The organism is Nostoc cf. commune SO-36 (assembly GCF_023734775.1).
Classification (GTDB): domain Bacteria; phylum Cyanobacteriota; class Cyanobacteriia; order Cyanobacteriales; family Nostocaceae; genus Nostoc; species Nostoc commune_A.
Genome location: NZ_AP025732.1, coordinates 2845441 through 2870707 on the forward strand (window position 1 = coordinate 2845441; position 25267 = coordinate 2870707).

At 41.8% G+C, this 25267-nt stretch carries 20 protein-coding genes and 1 pseudogene; 10 read left to right on the plus strand and 11 right to left on the minus strand.

All coding sequences use genetic code 11. The features are described 5' to 3' along the window. Window positions 1–134: 134 nt before the first annotated feature. The 3 genes from ANSO36C_RS12570 to ANSO36C_RS12580 are packed head-to-tail and all read left to right on the plus strand — an operon-like array spanning window position 135 to window position 1360. Window positions 135–920 carry a Uma2 family endonuclease gene (locus ANSO36C_RS12570; RefSeq protein ID WP_251959799.1) on the plus strand — a complete coding sequence of 262 codons (786 nt, stop codon included), beginning with the start codon at window positions 135–137 and terminating at the stop codon, window positions 918–920. A 54-nt stretch (window positions 921–974) separates the two neighbouring features. Next, window positions 975–1184 carry a type II toxin-antitoxin system HicB family antitoxin gene (locus tag ANSO36C_RS12575; protein ID WP_251959800.1) on the plus strand — a complete coding sequence of 70 codons (210 nt, stop codon included), beginning with the start codon at window positions 975–977 and terminating at the stop codon, window positions 1182–1184. Between the two features lie 5 nt (window positions 1185–1189). Continuing rightward, a complete protein-coding gene (locus ANSO36C_RS12580) occupies window positions 1190–1360 on the plus strand; it encodes a type II toxin-antitoxin system HicA family toxin (protein WP_251959801.1) in 171 nt (56 codons plus the stop codon). A gap of 185 nt (window positions 1361–1545) precedes the next feature. Here ANSO36C_RS12580 and ANSO36C_RS12585 read toward each other — a convergent pair whose 3' ends face one another. From ANSO36C_RS12585 to ANSO36C_RS12600, 4 genes are all read right to left on the minus strand, one after another. Further along, window positions 1546–3552: a caspase, EACC1-associated type gene (locus tag ANSO36C_RS12585; protein WP_251959802.1), complete on the minus strand. Its 2007-nt coding sequence runs from the start codon at window positions 3550–3552 to the stop codon at window positions 1546–1548. A gap of 31 nt (window positions 3553–3583) precedes the next feature. Beyond that, the gene (locus ANSO36C_RS12590) at window positions 3584–3961 is read right to left on the minus strand and encodes a hypothetical protein (RefSeq protein ID WP_251959803.1); all 378 of its coding nucleotides are present in this window, start codon (window positions 3959–3961) and stop codon (window positions 3584–3586) included. 258 nt (window positions 3962–4219) lie between these two features. Continuing rightward, on the minus strand, window positions 4220–5905 hold the full coding sequence (ilvD, locus tag ANSO36C_RS12595; protein ID WP_251959804.1) for a dihydroxy-acid dehydratase: 1686 nt from the start codon (window positions 5903–5905) through the stop codon (window positions 4220–4222). 462 nt (window positions 5906–6367) lie between these two features. After that, window positions 6368–7126: a calcium-binding protein gene (locus ANSO36C_RS12600; protein ID WP_251959805.1), complete on the minus strand. Its 759-nt coding sequence runs from the start codon at window positions 7124–7126 to the stop codon at window positions 6368–6370. Window positions 7127–7903: 777 nt separating this feature from the next. On the opposite strand from ANSO36C_RS12600, the pseudogene ANSO36C_RS12605 reads away from it, so the two are divergent. Further along, a pseudogene (locus ANSO36C_RS12605) lies at window positions 7904–8207 on the plus strand (hypothetical protein); the annotation flags it as partial. Between the two features lie 742 nt (window positions 8208–8949). On the opposite strand, the gene ANSO36C_RS33890 reads toward ANSO36C_RS12605, so the two are convergent. From ANSO36C_RS33890 to ANSO36C_RS12625, 3 genes are all read right to left on the minus strand, one after another. Then, complete coding sequence (locus ANSO36C_RS33890) at window positions 8950–9702, minus strand: calcium-binding protein (protein ID WP_267145370.1); 753 nt, start codon at window positions 9700–9702, stop codon at window positions 8950–8952. A 949-nt stretch (window positions 9703–10651) separates the two neighbouring features. Then, window positions 10652–11773 carry a calcium-binding protein gene (locus ANSO36C_RS12620; protein ID WP_251959806.1) on the minus strand — a complete coding sequence of 374 codons (1122 nt, stop codon included), beginning with the start codon at window positions 11771–11773 and terminating at the stop codon, window positions 10652–10654. Between the two features lie 615 nt (window positions 11774–12388). Then, window positions 12389–15508 carry an MFS transporter gene (locus ANSO36C_RS12625; RefSeq protein WP_251959807.1) on the minus strand — a complete coding sequence of 1040 codons (3120 nt, stop codon included), beginning with the start codon at window positions 15506–15508 and terminating at the stop codon, window positions 12389–12391. A gap of 615 nt (window positions 15509–16123) precedes the next feature. On the opposite strand from ANSO36C_RS12625, the gene ANSO36C_RS34845 reads away from it, so the two are divergent. The 5 genes from ANSO36C_RS34845 (at window position 16124) to ANSO36C_RS12645 (ending at window position 19643) form a co-directional block, all read left to right on the plus strand. Further along, window positions 16124–16849 carry a hypothetical protein gene (locus ANSO36C_RS34845; RefSeq protein ID WP_410174695.1) on the plus strand — a complete coding sequence of 242 codons (726 nt, stop codon included), beginning with the start codon at window positions 16124–16126 and terminating at the stop codon, window positions 16847–16849. Window positions 16850–16959: 110 nt separating this feature from the next. Next, complete coding sequence (locus ANSO36C_RS34850) at window positions 16960–17160, plus strand: hypothetical protein (protein ID WP_410174696.1); 201 nt, start codon at window positions 16960–16962, stop codon at window positions 17158–17160. Between the two features lie 386 nt (window positions 17161–17546). After that, window positions 17547–18005, plus strand: a complete 459-nt coding sequence (locus ANSO36C_RS12635; RefSeq protein ID WP_251959808.1) for a BON domain-containing protein — start codon at window positions 17547–17549, stop codon at window positions 18003–18005. 249 nt (window positions 18006–18254) lie between these two features. Beyond that, window positions 18255–18635 carry a CAAD domain-containing protein gene (locus tag ANSO36C_RS12640; protein WP_251959809.1) on the plus strand — a complete coding sequence of 127 codons (381 nt, stop codon included), beginning with the start codon at window positions 18255–18257 and terminating at the stop codon, window positions 18633–18635. 600 nt (window positions 18636–19235) lie between these two features. Then, complete coding sequence (locus tag ANSO36C_RS12645; RefSeq protein ID WP_251959810.1) at window positions 19236–19643, plus strand: hypothetical protein; 408 nt, start codon at window positions 19236–19238, stop codon at window positions 19641–19643. Between the two features lie 56 nt (window positions 19644–19699). Here ANSO36C_RS12645 and ANSO36C_RS12650 read toward each other — a convergent pair whose 3' ends face one another. From ANSO36C_RS12650 to ANSO36C_RS12665, 4 genes are all read right to left on the minus strand, one after another. Continuing rightward, window positions 19700–19981: a hypothetical protein gene (locus tag ANSO36C_RS12650; protein ID WP_251959811.1), complete on the minus strand. Its 282-nt coding sequence runs from the start codon at window positions 19979–19981 to the stop codon at window positions 19700–19702. 98 nt (window positions 19982–20079) lie between these two features. Beyond that, window positions 20080–21630 (minus strand): metallophosphoesterase family protein, encoded by a 1551-nt coding sequence (locus tag ANSO36C_RS12655; RefSeq protein WP_251959812.1) that lies wholly within the window; start codon window positions 21628–21630, stop codon window positions 20080–20082. A 110-nt stretch (window positions 21631–21740) separates the two neighbouring features. Continuing rightward, window positions 21741–22712, minus strand: coding sequence for a YegS/Rv2252/BmrU family lipid kinase (locus tag ANSO36C_RS12660; protein WP_251959813.1), 972 nt, complete (start codon window positions 22710–22712; stop codon window positions 21741–21743). A 584-nt stretch (window positions 22713–23296) separates the two neighbouring features. Beyond that, window positions 23297–24403 (minus strand): peptidylprolyl isomerase, encoded by a 1107-nt coding sequence (locus ANSO36C_RS12665; protein ID WP_251959814.1) that lies wholly within the window; start codon window positions 24401–24403, stop codon window positions 23297–23299. A 202-nt stretch (window positions 24404–24605) separates the two neighbouring features. Here ANSO36C_RS12665 and efp point away from each other — a divergent pair, with 202 nt between their 5' ends. Then, window positions 24606–25163 (plus strand): elongation factor P, encoded by a 558-nt coding sequence (gene efp, locus ANSO36C_RS12670; protein WP_251959815.1) that lies wholly within the window; start codon window positions 24606–24608, stop codon window positions 25161–25163. Window positions 25164–25267 lie beyond the last annotated feature (104 nt).

The following is a 25267-nucleotide window of genomic DNA, read 5'->3' on the forward strand; positions in this document are numbered from 1 at the left end:
AGCGGGAATTTTGCTGGAGAAGCTAAAGACAGATTACATACGGAAAATGCAATGTCTAAGATGTCTTGATTTTTATTGTTGTGAAGAATAATTTATGATAAAAATCTAAGGCTTTCTCAGAAAGGCGATCGCTCATGACTACTGAGACAAATCCAGCAGCCATTGTGGACTGGGAACCCCCCATGCCTCCAACAGATTTAATTTTTGATGATGGTGAACCCTTGGAATCAAATCGCCACCGTATTGCCATGAATGTGTTGATTCGGTCATTGCATCAAGCTTGGGGCGATCGCAATGATTTTTTTGCTGGCGGCAATATGTTTATTTACTACAGCAGCACCCAGGTTCGTAACCGTGATTTCCGAGGCCCAGATTTCTTTACAGTGCTAAATGTTGACGGCAATAACTCTAGGCAAGGCTGGGTAGTTTGGGAAGAAAACGGTCGCTATCCTGATGTAATCGTGGAATTAATGTCACCATCCACGGCAGCAATAGACAATGGTATTAAGAAAAATCTTTACGAACAAACTTTCCGTACCTCAGATTATTTCGTCTATGACCCCTTTGACCCTAATTCTTTGCAGGGATGGCATTTAGATGATAATCAGCAGTATCAGCCTTTAACACCAAATGAGCGCGGGTGGTTATGGTGTAAGCGTTTAGGTTTTTGGTTGGGGATGAGTGAGGGAACAATAGATAGAGAAACGGCGATATGGTTGCGCTTTTATGATGTGGCTGGCAATTTGGTTTTGTTACCAGAAGAAGCTGCTGTCGCGCAGGCAGAAATTGCAGTTGCACAAGCACAAGCCGCACTTGCAGAAGCAGAAGCGGCTGCTGTACGAGAGGAAGCGGCGGCTGCACAGGTGGCTCGTTTAGCGGCTAGATTAAGAGAACTGGGGGAAAATCCAGATATGTTGTGAATTTTGGCTTTTTTGATTTGTTTGGACTACAGTTTTGATTTGTAGGATTAATAGATGAAAAGACAAGTTATTATCTATCCAGGAGAAGATGGTTATTGGGTGGCTGAATGTCCCAGCTTACCTGCTTGTTTCAGCCAAGGAAAAACGAAAACAGAAGCTATTGGCAATATCAAGGAAGCTATTGAATTATATATTGAAGTATTAAAAGAAGAAGGTCGTCCTATTCCAGAAGATAACTTGGAAACAGTTTTAGTCAATGTATAAGCAAGTTGCCAATAATTTCTGGTCAAGGATGTATTAAAGCTTTGGGGAAGGCTGGTTTTGATCTTTTACGACAACGTGGAAGCCACATTATTTTACGTCGAGATGAACCATTTGCTGAAGTGGTAGTTCCAAATCATCAAGAATTAGACAAAGGAACTTTACGGGCAATTATTTAGACAGGTTGGGTCAACTGTTGATGAGTTTATCAAGTTGTTATAAATTAAAAACTGGTGCGATCGCTATTTGGAAATATCAGAATGAGTCAGTGCGTAGTTTACCGCCGTAGGCATCGCTATTAACTAAAGCTGCAAAATTAAGGTTTAATTGGCACAAAATTTCTGATATTTCTTAAAATATTACCTTATTTTTGCCAATAACTCACTATGTAGCTGCGACGATTAGAGCGAGTGTTGTTTCGACCGATAAAGCATTGTGCTGTGTTTTGTTGACCGAGTACTAAAGTATCTTTTGCATCTGCTTCATTATCCAAAATCGCCATTCGAGAGCCACCATCAGTCAACAACCAACCACTATCTCCTTCATTTACAATCTTGAGATTAGCTGGATTATAGGATAAGCAGTCTGGTTGCTGGATTGTAGTATTAATATCTGAATTTCCTGTCCAATAATTCACTATGTAGCTGCGACGATCGGGGCGAGTGTTGTTACGACCTAAAAAGCAGTGTGCTGTATGTCGTTGAGCTAGTGCTAGAGCGTTCTTTGCATCTGCTTCATTATCCAAGATCAGCATTCGAGAGCGACCATCGGTTAACAACCAACCACTAACACCTTCATTCACAATCTGAAGGTTAGTTGGATTATAAGGTAAGCAGTCTTGTTGCTGAATAACTGGTGTGGGTGGTTTGGGTTCAGTTGTCTCAGTTTGGGTTGGCTTGGGTTCAGTTGTCTCAGTTTGGGTTGGCTTGGGTTCAGTTGTCTCAGTTTGGGTTGGCTTGGGTTCGGTTGTCTTAGTTTGGGTTGGCTTGGGTTCGGTTGTCTTAGTTTGGGTTGGTTTGGGTTCGGTTGTCTTAGTTTGGGTTGGTTTGGGTTCGGTTGTCTTAGTTTGGGTTGGTTTGGGTTCAGTGGTCTTAGTTTGGGTTGATTCTGGCTTTATTGTTGTTTGACTTCCATCGTCTTGAGAATTTGAAGTTGTCAGCAAAGGCTGAGGTTCTTGATAACCAATACTCCATTTCCATGAAGCAAAACCAGCAAAGAGAAGAATCCCTGTAACAATAGTTGCGATCGCCCACTTGGAATTGCGAGTATAACTTTGATTAGACACAAATTTTTTAACTTCTTTGGGCGCAACACGGACTAAAATTGGCTCTAAATCTTGATTTCTCAGTCCTAAAGCTTCTTGAAAAGATTTCAACTCGTTACGAGTTTCGTCACTCAGAGGATATTTCTTTTTAATCTCCGCAATTAATACTTGCTCGTATTGCTGCAATCTTTTTTGGTATTCTTGGTAGGGTTTGAGAACCTCAGTTTCAATAATGGTTGCTTCTTCTGGTAACAATCCTAAACTTTGCCTTTTCAAGTCTAAGGTATTGCGTCCAATAGCAGAAATTACACCACGACTGGCAAAAAGCTCAACTTCTTGGCGATATCTTAATTTAGGATCGCCAATAGGTGCTTTAGCAAGACGAATTTTGAAACCTTCCTTAACTGCATAGATTTCTGGTTGCATGGCGGGAGCCGCTTCTCTAACTTTCTTTTTGGCGTACTCATGCAGCTCATCTATGGAAATTACACCATCATTATCTTGATCTGCTGCTCCTGTTTCAATACCTTCGACGACATAACGAGTATAAATTGAGAGATTGTCTCCCTCTTGTTGGAAAGAATATTGTGTAGAAGTAGAAGAGGTGAGAATAACTCGCCCTTCACCTCCCAATTGAGTATGAATATCTACAGAACCGTCATCTTTAGCTGATAAGCCTTCTGCAAATGCGCCACTAAAACAACAGTCGAGAATTACGACTTGTCGCTTACTGCGGCTATCACTCATAATATTATGAATAAAATTAGCTGGAACTGCTGTCGCCTTGACGAGCCGCCCTTGAGAATTTTTGCGAGTCAGGCTAGTTGCTAAGTAAAGTTTGCCACTTTCATCTTTAATACCGTGACCCGAAAAGTAAAGCAATATGAGGTCTTCTTTGCGGCGATCGCTAAACAATGTTTCAATTGCTTCATGCATTCTCTGAGGATCAGGATTCTCCAGCAAGTGTATATCTGCTTCTGCAAATCCACACATTTCTGGATGCTGCAAAACTTTAGCGATCGCTTGCACATCTTTTACTGAGGCTGGCAATGGGTTAAGACCAGGCTCATACTCACTGACTCCTATTAGTAGTGCTACCTTAGCCATCTTGCTATCCTATCTTTTGTTATAAGATTTCTCAGCCTGCGGTTATAAACTTTTGGGCGGCTTCCAGCGCTACTGTTAATTCTTCTTGACTGCTAGCTTTCACCTTCAGTTTCTTACCGTTAGCCTCAACTTCCAATTCAATGGTTTTATTACCCAAGCGATCGCCCAAAAATCCCAACAATTTCTTAAAATTGGCAATACTCACCTCAGCTTGCAACACCCCTAGCAGAAAACCTCCTAACGCCTTTGAGCCTTCGGGTATTTCTCTAACTGCTACGAGTTCAGCACTTTCTATATCTAAATCTTTGATTTCTCGCAGCAGATTCCGTGTTTCGCGTTCTTGCTCATCTGCATCTAAGTCTGGATTAGAAAGAGCGATTGTCAGTTTGACGTTAGATTCAGAACTCATTTTGTACCCTTTTCGGTTTTTAGGCAGTTGACTGTCAACTATATTGACATCATATCCCCTATGTAAATTTCCTGATATTTCTTCAATATTTTTACAAAAACTCACAAATTTTAAGTAAAAGTACTAGAAATAGCAGTAGAACTCCTCTCTAACTTTAAGCACTAGTCTAAAATTGCAACGCAAAGCACTTTGAATGAATTGGGAAACCTACACTCTACCGTTAGGTAAGTGTAGGTAGTTGACTTTATGTCAAGTTAACTAAAACAAGTCCAAATCTGTCACAGCACCAATACTGCTAGAAGATACCAATTTGGCATATTTCGCCAACACGCCTTTAGTGTAGCGCGGAGCCGGAGGCTGCCAATTGGCTCGTCGTCGTGCCAATTCTTCTTCGGATACATTCAATTGCAATAAACGAGCGGGCGCATCAATAGTAATACTATCGCCTTCTTCTACAAGCGCGATCGCACCACCAACTGCTGCTTCTGGTGCAACATGACCGACCACCATGCCGTAAGTACCGCCAGAAAAACGCCCGTCGGTAATTAATGCGACAGCATCACCCAAACCAGCACCAATAATTGCTGAGGTGGGAGCTAACATTTCCCGCATTCCAGGGCCGCCCTTAGGCCCTTCGTAGCGGATGACTAGAATATCACCAGCTTGAATCTTACCTGCCAAAATTGCATCTAAAGAAGCTTCTTCCGATTCAAACACTCGTGCAGGCCCGGTAATTACTGGTTTTTTCACGCCGGTAATTTTGGCGACAGCCCCTTCTGTTGCCAGATTACCTCTGAGGATGGCTAAATGTCCTTGGGGATACATCGGGTTATTCCAAGGGCGAATCACATCTTGATTAGGAGATGGTTCTTCTGGGATGTCTGCTAATATCTCTGCAATTGTTTGACCGCTAATGGTGAGGCTATCACCATGCAATAAATCATGCACAAGTAACATCTTCATTACTTGGGGAATGCCACCAGCTTTGTGCAAATCTGTAGCCACATATTTACCGCTTGGTTTTAAATCACACAAAACGGGAACACGGGCGCGGATTGTTTCAAAGTCGTCTATTGTTAATTCTACATTAGCAGCACGAGCGATCGCTAAGAAATGCAATACCGCATTGGTTGAACCACCCACCGCCATAATTACAGAGATAGCATTCTCTATCGATTTGCGGGTGATAATTTGGCTGGGCAAGATTTGTTTGCGAATAGCTTCGACTAACACAAACGCCGATTTTTCGGTACTGTCAGCTTTTTCGGCATCTTCGGCTGCCATTGTTGAGGAATAGGGCAAACTCATCCCCATTGCTTCAAATGCTGAAGACATGGTGTTAGCCGTGAACATTCCCCCACAGGAACCAGCCCCAGGACAAGCGCGGCTTTCAACTTCTAATAATTCCTTTTCGTCAATTTTTCCAGCACTGTATTGACCAACAGCTTCAAAAGAACTGACAACAGTTAAATCGCGTCCGTTATAATGACCGGGTTTAATTGTGCCGCCGTAAACGAATATTGCAGGGATATTCATCCGCGCCATCGCTAACATTGCCCCTGGCATATTTTTATCACAACCGCCAATCGCTAGCACACCATCCATACTTTGTCCAGTACAGGCGGTTTCAATGGAATCGGCAATGACTTCCCGCGACACTAAGGAATATTTCATCCCTTCAGTTCCCATCGAAATCCCATCGCTGATGGTAATTGTGCCGAACATCTGCGGCATCGCCCCGGCAGCTTTGATCCCCACTTCAGCCCTTTGCGCCAGTCGATTTATCCCCATATTACAGGGAGTGATCGTGCTGTAGCCGTTGGCAATACCCACAATAGCTTTGTTGAAATCTTCATCTTTAAAACCAACTGCACGCAGCATAGCTCGATTAGGCGATCGCTGCACCCCTTGCGTTACAATTTGGCTTCTCAAATTCTCTGACATCTTTTTTCCTTCCGTGCCATCATCGCAACTGTTGCGATTGTATTATCTGATTTTCTCATGCCTGGGCGGTGCGATCGAACATGAGTAATTCTCTATTGTTTCACCGTATCTTTTGGTTAGCCCTAACTATAATAAATGTTCATCTGAGGTGAGGGTTCGATAAAATAGGGATGATTATTATATGCTAGGCATCTAGAGTGCCAGAAATACTGGGGATAGCAATGCAAATTTAAATGTGAAAAAAAGCTATTGCCATAAGCCGATGCTCCGACTTTTCGCACTCATCCCCCACGAATTTAGTCAGGTGCAAAGTTGTCTCCAGCTTTGCACCTGACTAAATTCTTGTTCAACATTAGACCTGCCTTCAAAATAGCGACTAGGTACTAAGTACTGCTAAAGAGATATTTGCATTCTCTTCTGCCTTGTGCCTCCTGTCTTATTTTCAAGGTAGATAACATTAAATTAAAGGATAATGTCGCTTGCCACTAATTGTGGTGCTCCTACAAGCTGAATCTCAAAATCAGCCGACAGACCCCCGCCAGTGTTAGCTTGGAGAATACCTCCTGAATAACGGATTTGACCGGGTGCGGTGAATGCCCTACTTCCAATGAAAGTGAAAGCTTGGTTGCCCCCGATATTGGAGTTGGCATCAATGGTAAATAGATCAATTCGATCACCTGGCAAGCTACCGTTTCCATTAAAGTCAGTGATGACATCGCGTGACGAACCAGGTTGACTCTCAGAAATTAAGTTGTACTCGAAAACATCCCTACCTGATCCTCCAGTAAGACGATCAGTCCCACTACCACCAGTCAGGATATCATCCCCATCACCACCAGTCAGGATATCGTTGCCAGCACCGCCAAAGAGCCTATCATTGCCACTGCCGCCATCAAGAGAATCGTTGCCTCCGCTAGCGTTAAGAGTATCGTTGCCACTATTGCCAAAGAGCCTATCATTGCCATTAGCAGCATTAAGGATACTGTTGCCACTACCACCAATAAGGGTACTGTTGCCGCTACCACTAACCGTAACGATATCGGTATTACCATTGCTACTGCTACTGCTGCTGCTACCGCTACTGCTGCTGCTACCGCTGCTACCGCTACCGCGGCTACTGCTACTGCTGCTAATACTAGAATTAGAATTAGAACTAGAACTAAAACTAGAACTAGAACTACCGCCACTGGAAGAGGTTGTTGATGAAAATGAAGTTGCCATTAATAAGTTTCTCCTAAACTTAGAGAAAAAAAAATTACGTCTTTACTGCTTCATTATAAAACGGTATTGCTAATTAATAGTATAAATTTGGTTTACCCCAAAGGCGCAAAACAAACAGTTTCATACCTTGAATTTTGGAATTTCATACTTTTAGTCAGTAATGTCGATAAAGCAAGGTGAAAATATCACAAGTGGGAAGAGATAACTGAAGTAAACCTGATTGGAACAGGTCTTTGCTTTTAAGCCTAAAGACTTGAGAATATTTGAGAATCAATAGATGTATTTGATGATATTGACATTAAAATTGTACCAATACTCATTTTATCTCCTTGTACCTTATATTTTCACGGGTTACAGTCGGAGAAAGCTAAGTAATAAGTAGATTTAATACTACGTATTCGCATAATTCAAAGGAAATTCTGACTGTATTCAGAATAACAAGACTATAATATTATCTTCCAATATGTTACTTTTTCTTTTAAGAAAGAATAATTTACCTTATTTCTATCCCTTGATCAGAAAAAAACTTGAACCCTTTATTCAGATAGAGTTGATTTTACTTATTGATATTTTCTTAGTAGTTTCTATAAGCTAATGGGTATTCGTTTTTCCAGATTGATTAGTTTGTAGTAAAAGCTTCAGCCCTGCTTTTATGCAAATTAAATGCTCATTACCTTAGTTATCAATATCTTTGCGACAAACGATTATGCAGAAAGAAGCCTAATATAGTAGAGTTGTTGTCTTCCAAAACGACAACTTACAAACCACAAACATCCGATATTCTATATCCTAGCACTGTTACAATGCTTCCTACCGCAGATAACTAGTACAATGATGCGGCAAATAAACAGGATTGTAGCGGCAATGCTAGCAATAAATGGGAAAATATTGCAGGTAAACAGACTTATGGGTTAGATAGATTTTTTTAACCCTATTCAACAAACCTATATTGTAACTATCTTTCTTGAGATTATGATTAATAAATTTCGAACAGAGGCACTTATTTTCTATTGAGATAGAACAAGTTATCAAGAGCGATGTAGAGAAAAGTAACGTATTCCCAAGCCAAGAAGTAAAATCTTAAGAGAAACGTGGACGTAAGCAAAAAGAAGAAAGTCAAAATAAAAACAAATTAACTTAGTGCTATTTCCTTGCGATACCAGTGAGTGCGTAGGCGTAGCCCGTCGTAGACATCGCTGCACCCCTGGCGTTACAATTTCACTATTGTGGGATCACCACAACTGTTGCGATTGTATTAACAGATTTGATCGTGCATACGCGGCACGATCAAACCTTGGCAAGTATTGGTAATTTTCTATTTTTAGATGTGCTTCTGTTAGGTGCAGTTGATATAAGCAACTTTGTTAGTATTTAGATGCTTGACAGGTTAAAGCTTAGTGAATTCTCTCACGGTTGGAGTATGTTTGGCTTTGCACTTAAATTATTCTTCAATATTAGACTTTTTGCATAAATCTTGAAGAAGAATTCAGAAGTCAGAATTCAGGAGTCAGAATCAAGACGCTCGAAGACTCGCTAACGCTTCGCTATCAGTGAAGGATTCAGACCCACCACTGATTTAAGATCACCAAATTGAAAATTTGGTGGGGGTTTTAAACCCGTTTATTCAGACGCGACGCTCCAATACTCGCTAACGCTACGCTATCGAGTACTCGCTAACGCTGCGCTATCCACCACTCGTACAGAATTCATACTTAATTCTGACTCCTGACTCCTGAATTCTGTTTAGATAAATAAGAACCCCACTCCTAAGTGCTTGCTCTTAGAAGTAGGGTGTTCAGCGCTTTTGCAAGAGGTTTATTAGATTAGAGGATGATGTCGCTTGCTACTAGTGGTGGTGCTCCTGTCAGTCCAATCTCAAACTCAGCTGACAGATCCCCATCAATATTAGCTTGAAGAATACCTCCTGAATAACGAACCTGACGGGCTGCTGAGAATGCGCCAGCACCGATGAAAATGAAGGCTTGGTTGCCCGCTACATTGGAGTTAGCATCAATGCTAGATAGATCGATTTGATCGCCTGCAAAGATACCGTTTCCAACGAAGTCAGTGATAACATCCCGTAACAAACCAGTAGGACTATCTGAAACTGAATTGAAATCGAAAATATCGTTGCCAGCACCGCCAATGAGAGAATCAGTTCCAGCACCGCCAGTGAGGATATCGCCGCCAGTATCCCCATTTAGGGTATCGTTGCCAGCACCGCCAGTGAGGATATCACTGCCAGCACCGCCATTTAGGATATCACTGCCAGCACCCCCATTTAGGGTATCGCTGCCGACATTGCCGTTGAGGATATCGCTGCCAGCACCACCATCTAGACTATCGTTGCCGACATTGCCGTTAAGGATATCGCTGCCAGCACCACCATCTAGACTATCGTTGCCGACATTGCCGTTAAGGACATCGCTGCCAGCACCCCCATTTAAGATATCGTCGCCGGCATTACCGTTAAGGATATCGCTGCCAGCACCCCCATTTAGGGCAGGGCGAAAGATTAGTGGGGAACCGTTGATGGTATTGTTGTCATTAAAAATGGTACCGTTGATAATTGCCATTAGTAAGGTTCTCCTGAACTTAGTGGGTAAAAAATAACCTCGTCACTTTCCCATCAGAAAACGGTGTTGCTGATTAAGAGTATGAATTTGGTTTCCCCCAAAGGTGTAAAGGAAACAGTTTCAAATATTGAATTTTTAAATTTCACACTTTCATTCAGCAAAGCCGAGAAAACAAGGCAAAGAAATAACGAGTGGGAAGAGATAACTGAACCACACCTGATTAGAACAGGTCTTTGCTGTTAAGTTTGAAGATTTGACAAGCACTAGATGTATTGATGATGTTGGCATCAAAATTATGCCAAAAGTAATGTGATGTCCTTAATCTTTACTGGTTGCAGTAGTAGGATGGTACGAAACAAGCTGATTTCCTCCTACAGAAGCGCATAGTTTTTAGAACGTTTTGATTTTAGCCAGAATCACAAGACTATACTATTACTTTCAAGCCTAGTTTTTCCTATCTATAAGAAAGAGTAATTAGCCGTTTTTATTCCTCTCGCTAGAGCAAAATATGAAACCTTTGTTCAGATAGGGTTAGTTTTGGTTTTTGAGATTTATTTGGTGATTTATCTAGTTATATATAAGGAAGTAATTGCCAATAACTTAAAAGCCTTGTTAACCAGTGCGTAAGCGTAGCCCGTCGTAGACATCGCTCCACTCTTTGGGTTACAATTTGGCTTCTCAAATTCTCTGATATCTTTTTTACTTCCCTGGCATCATCGCAATTGTTGCGATTGTATTACCTGATTTTCTCATCCTTACGTGGCGCAATCGAGTATGAACCAGCATTGGTAATTTTTTATAGTTCAACGTTTAGTTATTGCCATCATAAGAACACCCCTTTCAGAGGAGGGGTGCAAAAATTTAGCTTTAGTGGGGTGGGGTTATAACGGGAATTAAGAGTGATTAATTTAACTTGATATTAGACCCCAACTATTTCGATTATTGTTGATTAAACTATAATGTTGCTTGCGACTAATCCTGGCGCTCCTACAAGCTGAATCTCCAACTCAGGGGATAAATCGAAATTGGTGTTAGCTTGAAGAATACCTCCTAAATATCGGACTTGACCGACTGCGGAGAATGCAGCAGTTCCAATGAAAGTGAAGGCTTGATCGTTGTCTAAAAATGGGTTGGCATCAATGGTAGATAGATCAATTTGATCACCTGCTAAGTTACCGTTTCCAAGGAAGTCAGTGATAACATCCCTTGATGCCCCAGGTTGACTCTCAAGAACTGAGTTGAAATCGAAAATATCGTTACCCAATCCTCCAGTGAGGCGATCAGTCCCATTACCACCGTTAATGGAATCGTTACCATTTCCACCCGATAATTGGTTATTTTGGTTGTCGCCAATAATAGTGTCATTTGCATTTGTGCCGATGACATCATCAAAGTCGACTACTGTAAATGGCAATGTTCCCAAAACAGGAACGTTATTAGCAACCAAACTTCGGGTTTCCAAGTTAACGGTGATAAATACCCCAGCCAAAGATTGGGATGCATCTATGGTGTTGTTGGCAACATCAGAATTAGCAATAATGTTTTCTACTCTAAAGAGCGTGTCTTGTCCCAATCCCCCAGCTTTGCTAACGGTTCCAACACCTGACAAGGTAATCCTTTGAGATACAGCTCTATAGTTTATGGTATCAAAGCCTTGTCCACCATCAATACTGTCGTTACCCTCACTGCCTATAAAGGTATCGCTGCCATCAGCACCCCCAATGAGGGTATCGTTACCAGCACCCCCATCAAGGATATCGCTACTATTACCCCCATCAAGGATATCGCTACCACTACCACCATTTAGGACATCTCTGTCAGCACCCCCATCGAGGACATCGCTGCCAGCACCCCCATCGAGGACATCGCTGCCAGCACCCCCATTGAGGATATCGCTACCAGTACCCCCATTAAGGATATCGCTGCTGCCATTACCGTTTAGGATATCGTTGCCGCTATTGCCGTTTAAGATATCGTTGTCAGCACCCCCATTTAGGCCAGGGCGCAAGATAGATGGGCTACCGTTGATGGTATTGTTGTCATTAAAATTACTACCGTTAATGGTTGCCATAATCAGCTTCTTCTTAACTTAGAGGTTAAAAGAATTGCCTCGTTGTTCCTTATAAGGAAACGAGGTGGAAAAATGAACATACAGATAAACAAAACCTGATTGAAGCAGGTCTTTGCCATCAAGCCTGAAAAGTTGAGAAGCACAGAATACAACATTAATGTTGACATCAGAATAATGCCAACATTAATGTTGTATTCATTGTTCTTGTGGGTTATATTTTTGCTACTTTCACTACTAAGGTAGTAAAAAAATGAGTAAGTTCGCTCATACCGCAATTATACGCCTTTTAAAAGGTTTTTACTGTGTTCCGCATAACAAATATTGAAGAAAATCAAATACAGCAAATAGGGAATCATAGTCATTGATTTTCTATAGAACTTATGCAAAAACCCTTTCAAAGGCTGATTTATCCGTGATGTCTATGTCGCGCCAGTTGCTACCTTGCAAGAACGCTAAGAGCGAACAAGCCGGGAAACCCGTCCAACGCACTGGCTTCTCTGTAGTTCGTTTTCCAGTACCCGTGTGTAAGCCCTATTTTAATTTAAAAAAAAGTGGCATTCATAGAAACTGAATACCACTCTGTATTTCTGAAAAATTCTCGATAACAGAGATATTTTAACGAGGTAGAGGTATCCCCATAACGGCCACTGCTCCAGCGATCGCACTGGCTGCAAGGGAAGTAATCGCTGTCCCAAATATCCACCATGCAGCATTGGCTACGGTTTTTTTGGTTTCTTCAGCTTGCTTTTTAGCTTGCTCTTGGATCGCTTTCAGGCGTTTTTGTGTTTCTTTCTGGATGCGTTCGGCTCGGTGCAATACGCCATCGCGTGCCGATTCTATTTGATCAATAATGCGGTTGGCATCCGCCTCGGAAATATCTTCACGAGAACTTATGACTGCAACTAAGGTGTCACGATCGAATTCACTGAGGCGATCGCGCAAGGCTTCAAATCCGGCTTGGGGATCGTCGAACACTTTCGCAAAGTCTTGCTTAATCCCTTCATAGTTGAGTTCGGAACGATCCAGGGAATTTAGATAGTTGCGAACTTTGGCAAAAACTCCATCCAGCACTGATTGCACTTTCTGCTGGATCTGCTGGAATTGTTCAACAATGGAACTACGAACAGAATCAATTTGATCCACAATCCGATTCGCTTCTTCTTCCGAAATATCCTCGCGTTGGGATAACAGCGATACAATTGTTGAACGGTCAAATTTCGCGGCGCGATCGCTTAAACTTCCAATTCCAGCGCGGGGAGAAGACAGCAGCAATTGTAAATCGCGTTTGATTCCTTCGGGATTGAGTTCTTCTTTGTTGGTATTACGCAGATATTCTTCGAGATTGGCTTCAAAATCTAAAGCTTTTTGAGTGGTACGTTCGGCTAAACGTCGTGGCGCTTTTAGGATATCACCAATGGCATCTTGAGCGCGATCAATGATCTGATTAACCTGCTCTTGGCTCAAGTCGCCACGTTGACTGACGAGTTTAACCAAGGTTTCTCGATCGACATTAGATAAGCGATCGCGCAGTGCTAAGGCTCCAGCTTGGGGATCATCGAGTAATTTTTCTAAATCGGCTCTGATCCCTTCTGGATTAAGTTCTTCCAAATTAGTATTGCGGAGATATTCAGCGATCGCTTTTGTAGTTTTTTCGTACTGTTCTCTCGCCTGTTGCGGTACTTGCAAAATACTATCTCGGACTGCTTCAAGCTGATCGAGAGTTTGGTTTATCTGTTCTTCGCTCAAATCTTGACGCTGATTGAGCAATTGTACTAGTGTATCGCGGTCAAATTGCGATAGGCGCGAAGTCAATTGGCTAATTCCAGCTTGCGGATCGTCTAGTAAAACTCTAAACTCACGTTTGATAGCTTCGGGATTGAGTTCGTCTTTGTCAGTATTCCGTAGATATTCTTCAACCCTTTGGCGCAGTTCATCGGCTCTGGCTTTTGCTTGTTCTTGCAATTCTCTGGCACGATTTAAGAGATTGTCGCGGTTGCGTTCGAGTTGACTAACAATATTATTAGCTTCCTCTTCACTAATATCTTGACGTTGACTAAGCAATTTTACAAAAGTATCGCGGTCAAATTGCCCAAAGCGACTAGTTAAATCTTCAAACCCAGCTTGAGGATCTTCTACTAAGCTGGCAAAATCCCGTTCAATACCTTCAGGATTGAGTTCTTCTTTCCCTGTCGAACGCAGATAATCTTCGATGCGGCTGCGGAAATCTTGTCCTTTTTCTCGCGTTTGAGCCTGTTTTACAGTTTCTAAAACTTCCAGGCGATCGCTTTCCATTTGATCGGCAATTTCTTTCACCCTAGCCTCGCTGAGATCACCGCGCTGGTTCAGTAAGTTGGTGAAATATTCTTGATTGATTTCTTCCAACTCCCGTCTCACAGTTGTCGGATCGGCATTCACATCATAGATGACTTCTTTAAATTCATCTACTAGGGTAATTCGGTTAAAGTGCCAAGGGAACGAATTCAATATGTAGTCTTCTACATCTGCCTTAATCGTGTTTCCAGGTGATATTGGTAATTTTGCAGATACTTGCTCAGTCGCTTGCTCTCTAAACTTATTGAATTGTTCTGTGATTTGATCGACATCGACATCTTGAACTTTTTCTTTCAGCTTTTGCAACTGACTTGTAATTTTATTTACATCGATATTAGAAAGGTTCACCCGAGCCAGAACTGCTGGTGCAGCGGCACTCAAACCATATTGAACAGCTTGCTTAATTACACCATTGCCATTACCGCCTCCCACTGTAACCAGTTGTTGAAGGCGTTCACCCAATTGCTCAGAATTCAATTCTTCAGGTGTAGCAGACTTCAATAAATTAATTACTTGTTCGGTGGGATTTTTGCGATTCAATGCTTGTTGCCAAGCACCTTCAAATTGGTCAGCAATGCCATTAATATCTTCTTTTGATAAATCTGCACGACTGCTGATTAAGTCAACAAATGTTTGGCGATTAATGTTTTGCAATAGATCGCTATTAGCAACAGACTGCAAATCTGTATCTTTAAGAAGCTGGTCGAATTGATTGCGAATTTCTTTGATATCCAGTTTTGGTAATTGCAGAGAACCTAAAGAACTTTGGAGCGTATTTCTAATACCTTCAGAATCAAAACCTGAAGTTAATTCCCGTCGGACTGCGGCTGTAATATCTTCGGCGGTGGAAACTAACTGTTTTTTCGCAGCATTCGCACCGATGCCAGCAGTTGCTGTGCCCATCAGAGCTTGAAAACCAGAAGTGACAGTATTAGAGATAGAACCAATTAAAGAACCTACTGCCGATGAACCTAACCAAATTACTAGTGCAAAATAGGTAGACCAGATGACTACACCAATAATTGCTCCTAAAAATGCACTTTCTATTAAGCTAAGTTTTACCGCTAAAAAACAAGCAATAAATAATGCAATACTAGCGGTTATTAATGCCCAAGCACCAACTTTAGCTTGAACATTACGAATTGTCTTACCCAAACCTTCTGACTCATCATCAGAATCTGAATCAATTTCCCAAGATGAAATTCCTACGGCAACTGAAAAGTTTGTGAGTAACAATTGAAAGGCAAATGCCATTGAAACCCCAGCCAGCAAAGCTACCAAGAATTTAGGCCCAGAAAAAAGAACTGATGCTTCTTCAGGAGTTAGTACTTCTTGAGCTATTATTGGCGCTAATCCAAAAGGCAGGCAATTCCATCCCAAAATAGTTAAAACACCTTGAAACATAGGATTTTCTCACTTGCACTGATAAAACAAATACCCATTTAGAAAATGGCTTAATTATTAGTTTAAGGAGCGGTTAGATCAGATTGACACTTCCTTAGGTAGTAGGTTCGGTTGCCAAAAGTTATATCTTGAAAAAAACTTGGTTGGTTTTTTCCCAAAGAAATATTATATTCTTCCAATTAGTATGATTTTATATAGAAGAAAATAGGCTTAAATTTCTTGTCTTTAATATGTATTTTTTATAACTATTTTACAGAGACAAATATTAATGTATGTTACCCATGTTTGCACAAAATAAATCATTTTTATTAAACGAAAACTTATACAATGGCATCTACATAAAAGGACGGCAGAGAATAAATGATAGTAAATAAAAAATTTTCTTATACTAAACTATCAAAAATATTGATCAACAAACTAACTAATTAATATTTAAATTTTTGTAAAGCAAGCTAGCATTTTAAAATATTCATTAAGATGAAATCACCTATTCCTCATGATAGAGGCAAAAATTCTTCCAAGCGATTGATGGAAACTAAAAATAAATATGTATTAATGAGGTTATCACAAGCTATAAAGTTGCGAATAGTTGATTTCGGCTGAGGAGAGAAAGTAATGGTTGTAGGTATACAGAAACGTGGTGTAGGTGTATTTTCTAATCGTCGAGATGTTGAAAATGCGCTACATGAATTGAAAAGTGTCGGCTTTGACATGAATAGAGTTTCTGTCATTACTCAGGATGGAGACAGAGATGATATAGCTGGGGCTGAAGTGCGCGATCGCGTCGGCGATAAATCTGATGAAGGCGCTAAAGTCGGAGCAGCAACAGGCGGTGCGTTGGGGGGATTAACTGGCTTATTAGTTGGTCTTGGCACTTTGGCAATTCCTGGAGTCGGGCCAATCATGCTTGCTGGAGCCGCAGCAACTACCATAGCTACAACGCTTGCTGGTGCTGGTATTGGTGCAGTAGCTGGTAGTTTGCTTGGTGCATTAATTGGTTTAGGAATTCCCGAAGAACGAGCCAAAGTTTACGACGAACGCGTCAGACGAGGACATTATTTAGTTATCCTCGATGGCACAGATGCAGAAATTATCAGAGCAGAAGCAATTCTAAATCGTCAGGGTGTAGAAGAGTTTGGCATTTACGATAACCCAAATCCTACACATACAGACACAGGTACAACCAGTGGTTATGTAGCTCCGGCTAGTAATGCGGCTTATAGTGGTGTTGCTAAACGCGCGATTGGAGTATTTTCTCATCGCCGAGATGCAGAAGTAGCAATTACAGAATTACGAGATGCGGGTTTTCCTTTAAGTAGAGTCTCCATCATTGCCAAATGATGCAAACGGTCATGGATCGCTGGTGTAGATGTCGACAAAAACGTCGGTAGTGGAAATAAAGCAGACGATGGTGCAAAAGCTGGAGCAGCTACAGGCGGATCGTCGGCGGTTTGACTGGTTTATTAGTTGGTCTGGGGACTTTAGCAATTCCTGGAGTCGGGCCGGTGCTTGCAGGTGGCGCAGTAGCAACAGCTTTAGCGACAACCTTAGCTGGTGGTGCGATTGGTGCAGCTGCTGGGGGTATTGTTGGCGCACTTGTTGGTTTAGGAATTCCTGAAGATATAGCTAGAGTAATATGGCGATCGCTTTGAAAGAGGCGACTACTTAGTAATTATTGATGGTACAGAAGCTGAAATCTACCAAGCAGAACCAATTCTCAACCGTCGCGGTATTGAAGAATTTGCTATCTATGATTCCACTGAGATTAGTGAACATCGCCCTGGCTTAGACCGAGGAACGCATCAGGATCGCACCAATTATTCAACCGGCCTTCATGGAGACGAGCCTGCTGTAGTCATTGTTGACCGTCGTGATGAAACACTCTAACCCCAGGTAGTTGTCACTCACACTAATTGCCTCTAATTTCAGGAGCAATAATATAAAAAGTTTGCTCCTTACTTAAGAAACTTGCTCCTCACTTTTGCCGTGAATATCCACAAACTCGACAAGTTTCACTTTCCGATTCAGAATTAAACTTATGCCAAAGCTAACTCCCTTCTTAATTAGTTCACTTTTAATTTTTAGTGTTGCTGCTTGTGATAACACTTCTAAAACAACTGTGTCAGCACCTGATCCTAATGAAGCACCAACTGCACCAAGCGTACAAACAACACAAGCTGCTCAACAAGACGCTCAAAGTGAAGTTCGCAGAAGACAACTTGATGCTGATATCCGTGCCCGCGAACAGCGCAATAATATAACTGGCGGCGATGCAGATAGAGCTACAAGTGACTTAGCAAGTCAAGTTCGCTCCAAGTTGGAGGCAAACATCCCCAAGGGTCAACTAACAGTTGAAGCCGCAGAGGGTGGAACTGTTACTGTCGCAGGAACTGTCAACAATCAGCAGGAATTGGCTAAAATTGAACCTTTGGCTAAGGAAATTAAAGGTGTAACAGCTGTAGTTGTTAAAGCAACTATTGCCCCACCAAAAAGCTAAGGCAGCTTAACAGCAAATCCAACTGAGTAGGTAGGCATAAATAAAAGAAATTTATCTCTTCTTGCTCAGTATTAGTGGTCAGCTATACTTATTACCTGTCCACTAATAATTGACAACTGATGACCTTAATAATTTTATTTATTAATGCTCAGTTCAGTTATATAAACTTTTGTAGCTACCAAAAATATAAAACTATGGAAAACCCAACAACAGCAACGTGAATCGATCAATGCTTCATTATCACAAGATATGCTAGCAATTGAAGGTGCTGATACTCAAAATTTGCCAAAGTTACCACCAGCATCTGATCCTGAATCTCAATGGCAACAAATTAGCAAGCAAGTTTCTCAATTTTTAGAGCAACTGCCTAGATACTTAGGTAGCTTTTTTCAAGACTACAAGCAACCTTTAATAACTGTTGCATTAATTTTGAGTGCGATTGTTACAGCCAAAGTAGTACTAGCATTACTTGATGCAATCAATGATATTCCCCTACTTTCACCACTCTTTGAGTTAGTTGGAATTAGTTACGCCAGTTGGTTTGTTTTCCGTTATTTGCTGAAAGCTTCTACTCGGCAAGAATTAGCCGATGAAATTGATTTTCTGAAAAGCCAGTTTTTGGGCGAATAAATTTCTAACTTATCTGAGACGGGATTCAGGAGTCATAATTCAGCATAAATTTTGTATGAATAGACTCTTTTTAAACCCCAACTAAATCTTTGATTTAGCTGTTTTTAAGACTATTACAAAAATACTGGAACTGCTAAAGGCTCAACTCACTACCTAATAGCAAAATTCTGTCTAAAAGGGCTAATAATACTGTCATTAGTCCGTTTAAAAGAAATTCAAAAAAACTGCCCAGAAGTTCATTTTTGGGCAGTTTTTCAATTTTTACAATAGGTCTAATGCCTCTTGTTCTACATAATGCAATACGGTTAAGTTAGACCTAAAAACTTTAGACTGCATAGGTGAGGTTAAGGAAACGAAACCCAACATTTTCGGTTATTTGTTGGATTTACTACGTTTAACTCAAGCGTATTGCTATATAATCACCTAAATCACAAGTATTTAACATAACTTAAATATGATTTTTAGGATACATCAAAAGATAGATAACCTAACATTATATTTTAATTTAAATCACTTCTAAAGATAGTAGATTGAAGATGAAAAAAGGCGTAGTCTAGTTTTTGAAGTTATTTAATACATTCTTTAACGAGGACATAAATTATGGCTAATGAAGCAATTAATCAAGGTATAGATTCATCTGATCGGGCTGAAGTAGATACTTATGATCGCGGTATTATCCCAGCAGAAACAGCCGCGCGGATGGAAAGAGAAGGAAGTAACTATAAAACACTCCCTACAGAAGAAGGGGAGGCAGCTGCACGTACCGATGATCAAACTGATCCAGATAGTATACGCACTACTGACGGCTATACCGTGGACAAAGAAGGTTTGTTGAACAACTATGCAGTTGAACCAGAAATGTACTACGAAGAACCGGGTGATGCACGTAAAAAAGCAGCAGAAGATAAAGCAAATCGTATTGAAGAACTTGGAGAAATTAATCAGGACGAAGAAGGCAAGTTGACAGAAAAGGGTGACAGCCGGGGCAGAGGGCCAGGAATAATTTAATTCACAATTATACTTTTTTTGGGTGAAATTAGACGTATTGAAGAAGAATTCAGAAGTCAGAATGGGCTAAACGCCCCGCTACCGCTAACAGGAGTCAGAATCAAGATGCGACGCTCTCTACGAGACGCTAGCGCGAACGCAGACTCGCTTGCCGCCGCCGCTATCGAACGCAAGAGCGTGCCGTAGGCAAGACTCGCTATCCGCCAGTCATACAGAAAACATTGCTGAATTCTGACTCCTGACTCCTGAATTCTGTTCGATAAAACTGAATAGGTGGTTTGTAGAGACGCAATGATTGCGTCTCTATTTATATGGGCAAATAAAGTGCAAGCTGACAATTTTTTAACGAACCACATTCGCGTTAGCGTCTCCCCTTCTCCCTTTGCGAGAAGGACGCAAAGAGAAAAAAGAAATGCTTAACCCAAGCGTATTGTCCTTAAATGATCAGCGGCTCAAGTTCCCGATTATGCCATTGCCGTTGATGCCATTCGGCAACCAAAGGACGGACAATAAACTTAGGCTGTTCATCCCCTTTAACGTCAATGCGTAAACCCGAATAAGGTCGTCGCTTCTGAGAACCTTGACCATTGCGACCAATGAAGAGATGCGATCGCGCCACTAATCTATTCTCCTCCATCAAATCTGCTCCCTCAATTCGCTGGCGGCGCAAACTAAAGCCGCTACCACCACAAACAAACCAGTGGATATGAGAATCAGCGTGTCCTGTATCCATTGTCTCCAGGTGTTCTAAGCAGTGCGCGTGACCATTTAATACCAAATCCACCAAAGGACGCCCCTGAGTTAAGGAACCTAGCTCTTTCGCTACCGCATCCAGCACACCACGCAGGCGATCGCGGATAACCAGAGTTTGTGCTTGTTGCCACTTTGTCGCCTCAGTTACATAAGGTGGATGATGGAAATAAATTATCCTTCCCCGAACTTGAGAATTATTCCAAGATTCAATTAATCTTTGTTTGAGCCACTCTAGTTGTTCGATATCAGTCAGCGTTGTTTTATTAGTGGCTAATTGTTTATCAATATCAACAATAATTTCTTCAATTTGTGACAGCTTGGCGTGGTAATCGTCTAATTGGTCGGCTTCGCTGGGGTTTTCGGGTCGAAGTTTTGCTGAGGTTTCAATGATTTGCTGCTTTTCTTGTTCGTAATCTTCACGACGTTTTTCTAAGACTTTGCGATCGGCATCACCTTTTTTTGTTTTAGGCAACGGTGGTGGATCGTTAAATGTATTAGAATCTAAGGCAAAGAAATCAATCCCGCCATAGCGAAAAGTGTAATAGCGATTGGGAAGACGGGTAAAATGCCCAGGTTGATACGAAAGACAACGACCTGTATCTGTCTTAGCTGTGTAGTATTTATCTAAGTGGCTGGCTAACTCTCCCGGAAGCTGAAACGCCTTTAGATAGTCTATAAATGCCCGTGCGTAAGCTTCACCTGTTCCTGAGCCATGCAAACCCACATCTAAGTCTAGCCGCGATCGCAACAGGCGACGAATGGGTAACGTTGTTAGAGATGCCAAGCTCAATAAAATTGGCAAGTTATAGTAATCGTGATTTCCCGGTACAGGTAAAATGGGCAGCTTAAAAATCATCTGGTCATAAGCAATCTGTTTGGCATCCTCTCCACCCAAGATAAACTCTTGATAGGGCTGGATGAAATTTTGCTGGTAGTATTCACTCGACCCCACTAAATAGATTACATCCCCGGTATGCAGCATAAAACTGCATTCATTGTGATGAGGAAGCATGAGTTTAGCCACCTGTCGCTGAGGATTGTGACCCCGGTGCTTGCCGGAACCACTATCACCGACAACTAAAAATGAGAATTCAGAATTGTCTGTTTGATCGTCCTCTAACACCAGCCGAGTTTGATCGATGTTCCGTTCCACAATTAACGGATCTTGCCACCGTACACGCTGATTCATTTTACGAATTTTGTTAGCGATCGCTGGATCAGATACAAGTTTCAATGCAACCTACTCCTGAGTTTTCAATTGAAGGAGAAGCAGGGGAGGCAGGGAAAAAATAACCAATGCCCAATGCCCAATGCCCAATGCCCAATGCCCCATCCCCAATGCCCTCACTCCTCTATTGTGTCTTTCATCTCAATAGTCAGATTAGGAAGTCCCTCTAGTTTTTCTGTAGGTTCAACTTCTTCTACTAATGGCACAAAAATTCGTAAGCCTGCTGGCACACACTTAATTTCTACTGGTGTTGTGCCCACTATTTCACCATCTAGAACAACCTTTTGTGGTGGCTCAGTCGTAATTTTAAATTGTTTGGCTCGCAGAAAGCCAACATCATCCCGCTCTGTGGCATTACCTGTAGAAGCTGTTTGAAATAGATGAAAGGTAGCTGCGATCGCTCCTGCCCTATTAGCTGGAGCTACAATCGTTAAATCTAGTAACCCATCATCATAAATCAGACCTGCTGGCCCCTGAGCCAACACTGAAGTTGCAGGGGCGGCATTTGCTACCGTTACTGCACAAGCACTTGTTTTAATTATCCTGTCTTCAGTTTCAATTTCAACATCAAAATTTTTTAAGCTTCTCAGTTGCTGAATTCCTGCAAAAACGTAGGCCATCATGCCAAAACGATTCTTGGCTTCCCGGTCTGCCAATTCTACAGTTTCAGCTTCAAAGCCAATACCTGCCAAAAGTACCATAGGCTGATCGTTGCAATAAGCTACGTCTACATGGCGGGTTGCTCCCTGCAAAATTGTCTCACACGCACCTGCGATCGTGTCAGGAATTCCTAAAGCTGTGGCAAAAGCGTTTGCAGTGCCTCGAGAAATAATGCCAAAGGGAATATCAGTACCTACTACAGCTGTCGCCGCTGCTGAGAGCGTACCATCTCCCCCGGAAGCAATTATTGCTTCTGCCCCTCGCTCTACCGCTTGATATGCCAGTTGGTCAGCATCGATTTCTTCAGTTGTAAGATAAATATCTAGGTCAATCTCTGGCTCTAATATTGCCCGAATTTCTGCCAGTTCTATATCGGGGTCGCCCTGACCCGCAACAGGATTGAAGATGAGACAGGCGGAACGATTCATAAGGCATTACAACTAAGTTTAGATCATTAATGAAGATACCAAATTATTCTTAGCATTCCTGTAAATTTTCGGCTTCCCTTTTGGGGCTGAGTTTTTTGGATATATTGACCAAGTTTAGTTGGATCTGCGATCGCATCTCCATTTCATCTGGATAAGTCAATAACTTCTTTAACTATCCGCTTAAGTGTCTTATCTGTCCTTGCTGATTAGCTTAGTCGCCGTGTTTCGTCTTGTTGAGTGTGGCTTGTCAGAACTCATCCAATGAATGCGATTTTCTTGATACCAGTCTCAAGCGATCGCACATCAAATTAATAGATCTGTCTTAAAAATAGGCAATAGAAATTTTTATTGCTGCTTGTTAAATTTTGGGAAGCTTAAAACAATTCGCAATTCGCAATTCGCAATTCGCAATTACGTTTTTTGACGGGGATTTAGACCCCGACACAAAACGGGCTGCCTGTAGAGGCAGGGGACTTAAACCCCCAAAGTTTGTTAAAAATTTAATTATTACGTTCCATTTTTGAAAAAAATTAACATATTTTAGATTTTGGATTCGCTCCAAAATCTAAAATATCTAAAATATATTATGCGGCTTGCGGCTCAACCAGATTTTCTTTTCCCTGAACCACAGTTGCGGATTCAATTTTGTCACCCGCCTTCAGTTTATCCAAAACTTCTTTACCTTCGGTAAGATAGCCAAAAACAGCATAACGACCATCCAAGAGGTTGCGTCCGGCGGGGGTGAGTTCCGGTTCAAACAAAAAGAAGAAAAATTGTGATGAACCACCATTTACTTCACTTTCGGGACGAGCCATCACTACTGCACCAAAGGCAGAGAAAGGCAGAACTGGCATATCTACATAACGACCAGCTTCTTCTAGAGTAATGCCATAAGTAGGTGCTTTATCGCCTTGAACTAAGACTTCTAGGGGAATAGCGCGATATTTGCTCGTTGTTGGGTCAATGAAACCCACATCTTTCCCGGCAGGATCTCCAGTTTGGAGAAAGTAAGATTCTTCAGAACGGGTAAATTCTAAACCATTATAAAAACCCCTTTGTACCAAATCTACAAAATTACCAGCAGTCACAGGGGCGCTGTAACCGTCTACAACGACAGTCAAATCACCTTTGTTGGTTTTGAATTCTACTGTGGCACGACCTTTAAGTTGTGGCAGATTACTGTACTCAGTAGGCACTTCAAAGGGGAATTGTGTCACCATTGACTCTTCTAGCTCAGTAACGAGATTCAGAAGTTTGCCTCTCTCTTGGAGAATTTGTTCTTTATCTTTGCTCTTCGCCAATTCTTGCAATTTATCCACCCCAGATTTTAACTCGCTAATCCAAGCTTCAGCTTGGGGTTGGCGTTCTGCGGGAACGCTTGTTAAGATTTGGGAAGGTTTATCGAGAATACGGGCTGCTTGGCTAATGTCTTTGGAAATAGCACCCCAACGCCGATTCGCCCGCAGTTGGGCAGAGATGTCCTCTAAACTGCCTTGTAGTTGCCGCACAGGTTTGTTGTCTATCGGGAGTGCATACCGCAACAAAGCCTTACCGTCGGTAATTGCATTGCCTGCTGGCAGTGCGGCGCTACTGGAGGGAGTCCACCCAGCTGTAGTTATGCCTAAAAATATTGTTACCAGCAGTATTGCCATTAGGCTGTTCTTCAGCCAGGATTTTAATAAGTTAAGCATGGGATAACTCAAATGCAGCAGTGAATTGTTGACTGGACGTAACCCATAAATAATCTTCCCACGTTAGGTGATGAGTGGAGCAGAGGTCTAGGGCAGAGTAAAAATGACTAATGACAATAACAACTAACTAATGACAAATGCCCAATGACGACCCCAGAAGGGTACAATAAATGCCGATTGTCTTCCAAAATTTGAAAGTTTCATGATCTCCAGTAACGACTTTCGACCCGGTGTTTCAATTGTATTGGATGGGTCTGTATGGCGAGTGCTTGAATTCCTGCACGTCAAGCCAGGTAAAGGTTCTGCTTTTGTACGCACTAAGTTAAGAAATGTCCAGAGTGGGAGCGTGATGGAAAAAACGTTCCGCGCAGGGGAAACATTGCCGCAAGCAAGTCTCGAAAAAAGTACGATGCAGCATACCTATAAAGAGGGCGATGAGTTTGTCTTTATGGATATGGAAACCTACGAAGAAGGCAGATTGACCCGCGCACAAATTGGCGATCGCGTCAAATACCTCAAGGAAGGTATGGAAGTTGAAGTTATTAAATGGGGTGAGCAGGTTCTAGGAGTAGAATTGCCTAAGTCTGTGGTTTTGGAAATTATCCAAACAGATCCAGGTTTAAAAGGTGACACTGCCACGGGTGGCTCAAAACCAGCAACCCTGGAAACTGGTGCAATTGTGATGGTTCCTTTGTTTATTTCTCAAGGAGAACGCATCAAAGTTGATACCCAAGAGGATAAGTATATCAGCAGGGAATAACTTTCATCTCTATGGAGATGCAAGTCCCGATTTAAATCCCTACATAGGGATTAATCCCCTGCCACACTTAAGATACTAATTTACGGATAGGTCGAGGTAATAAA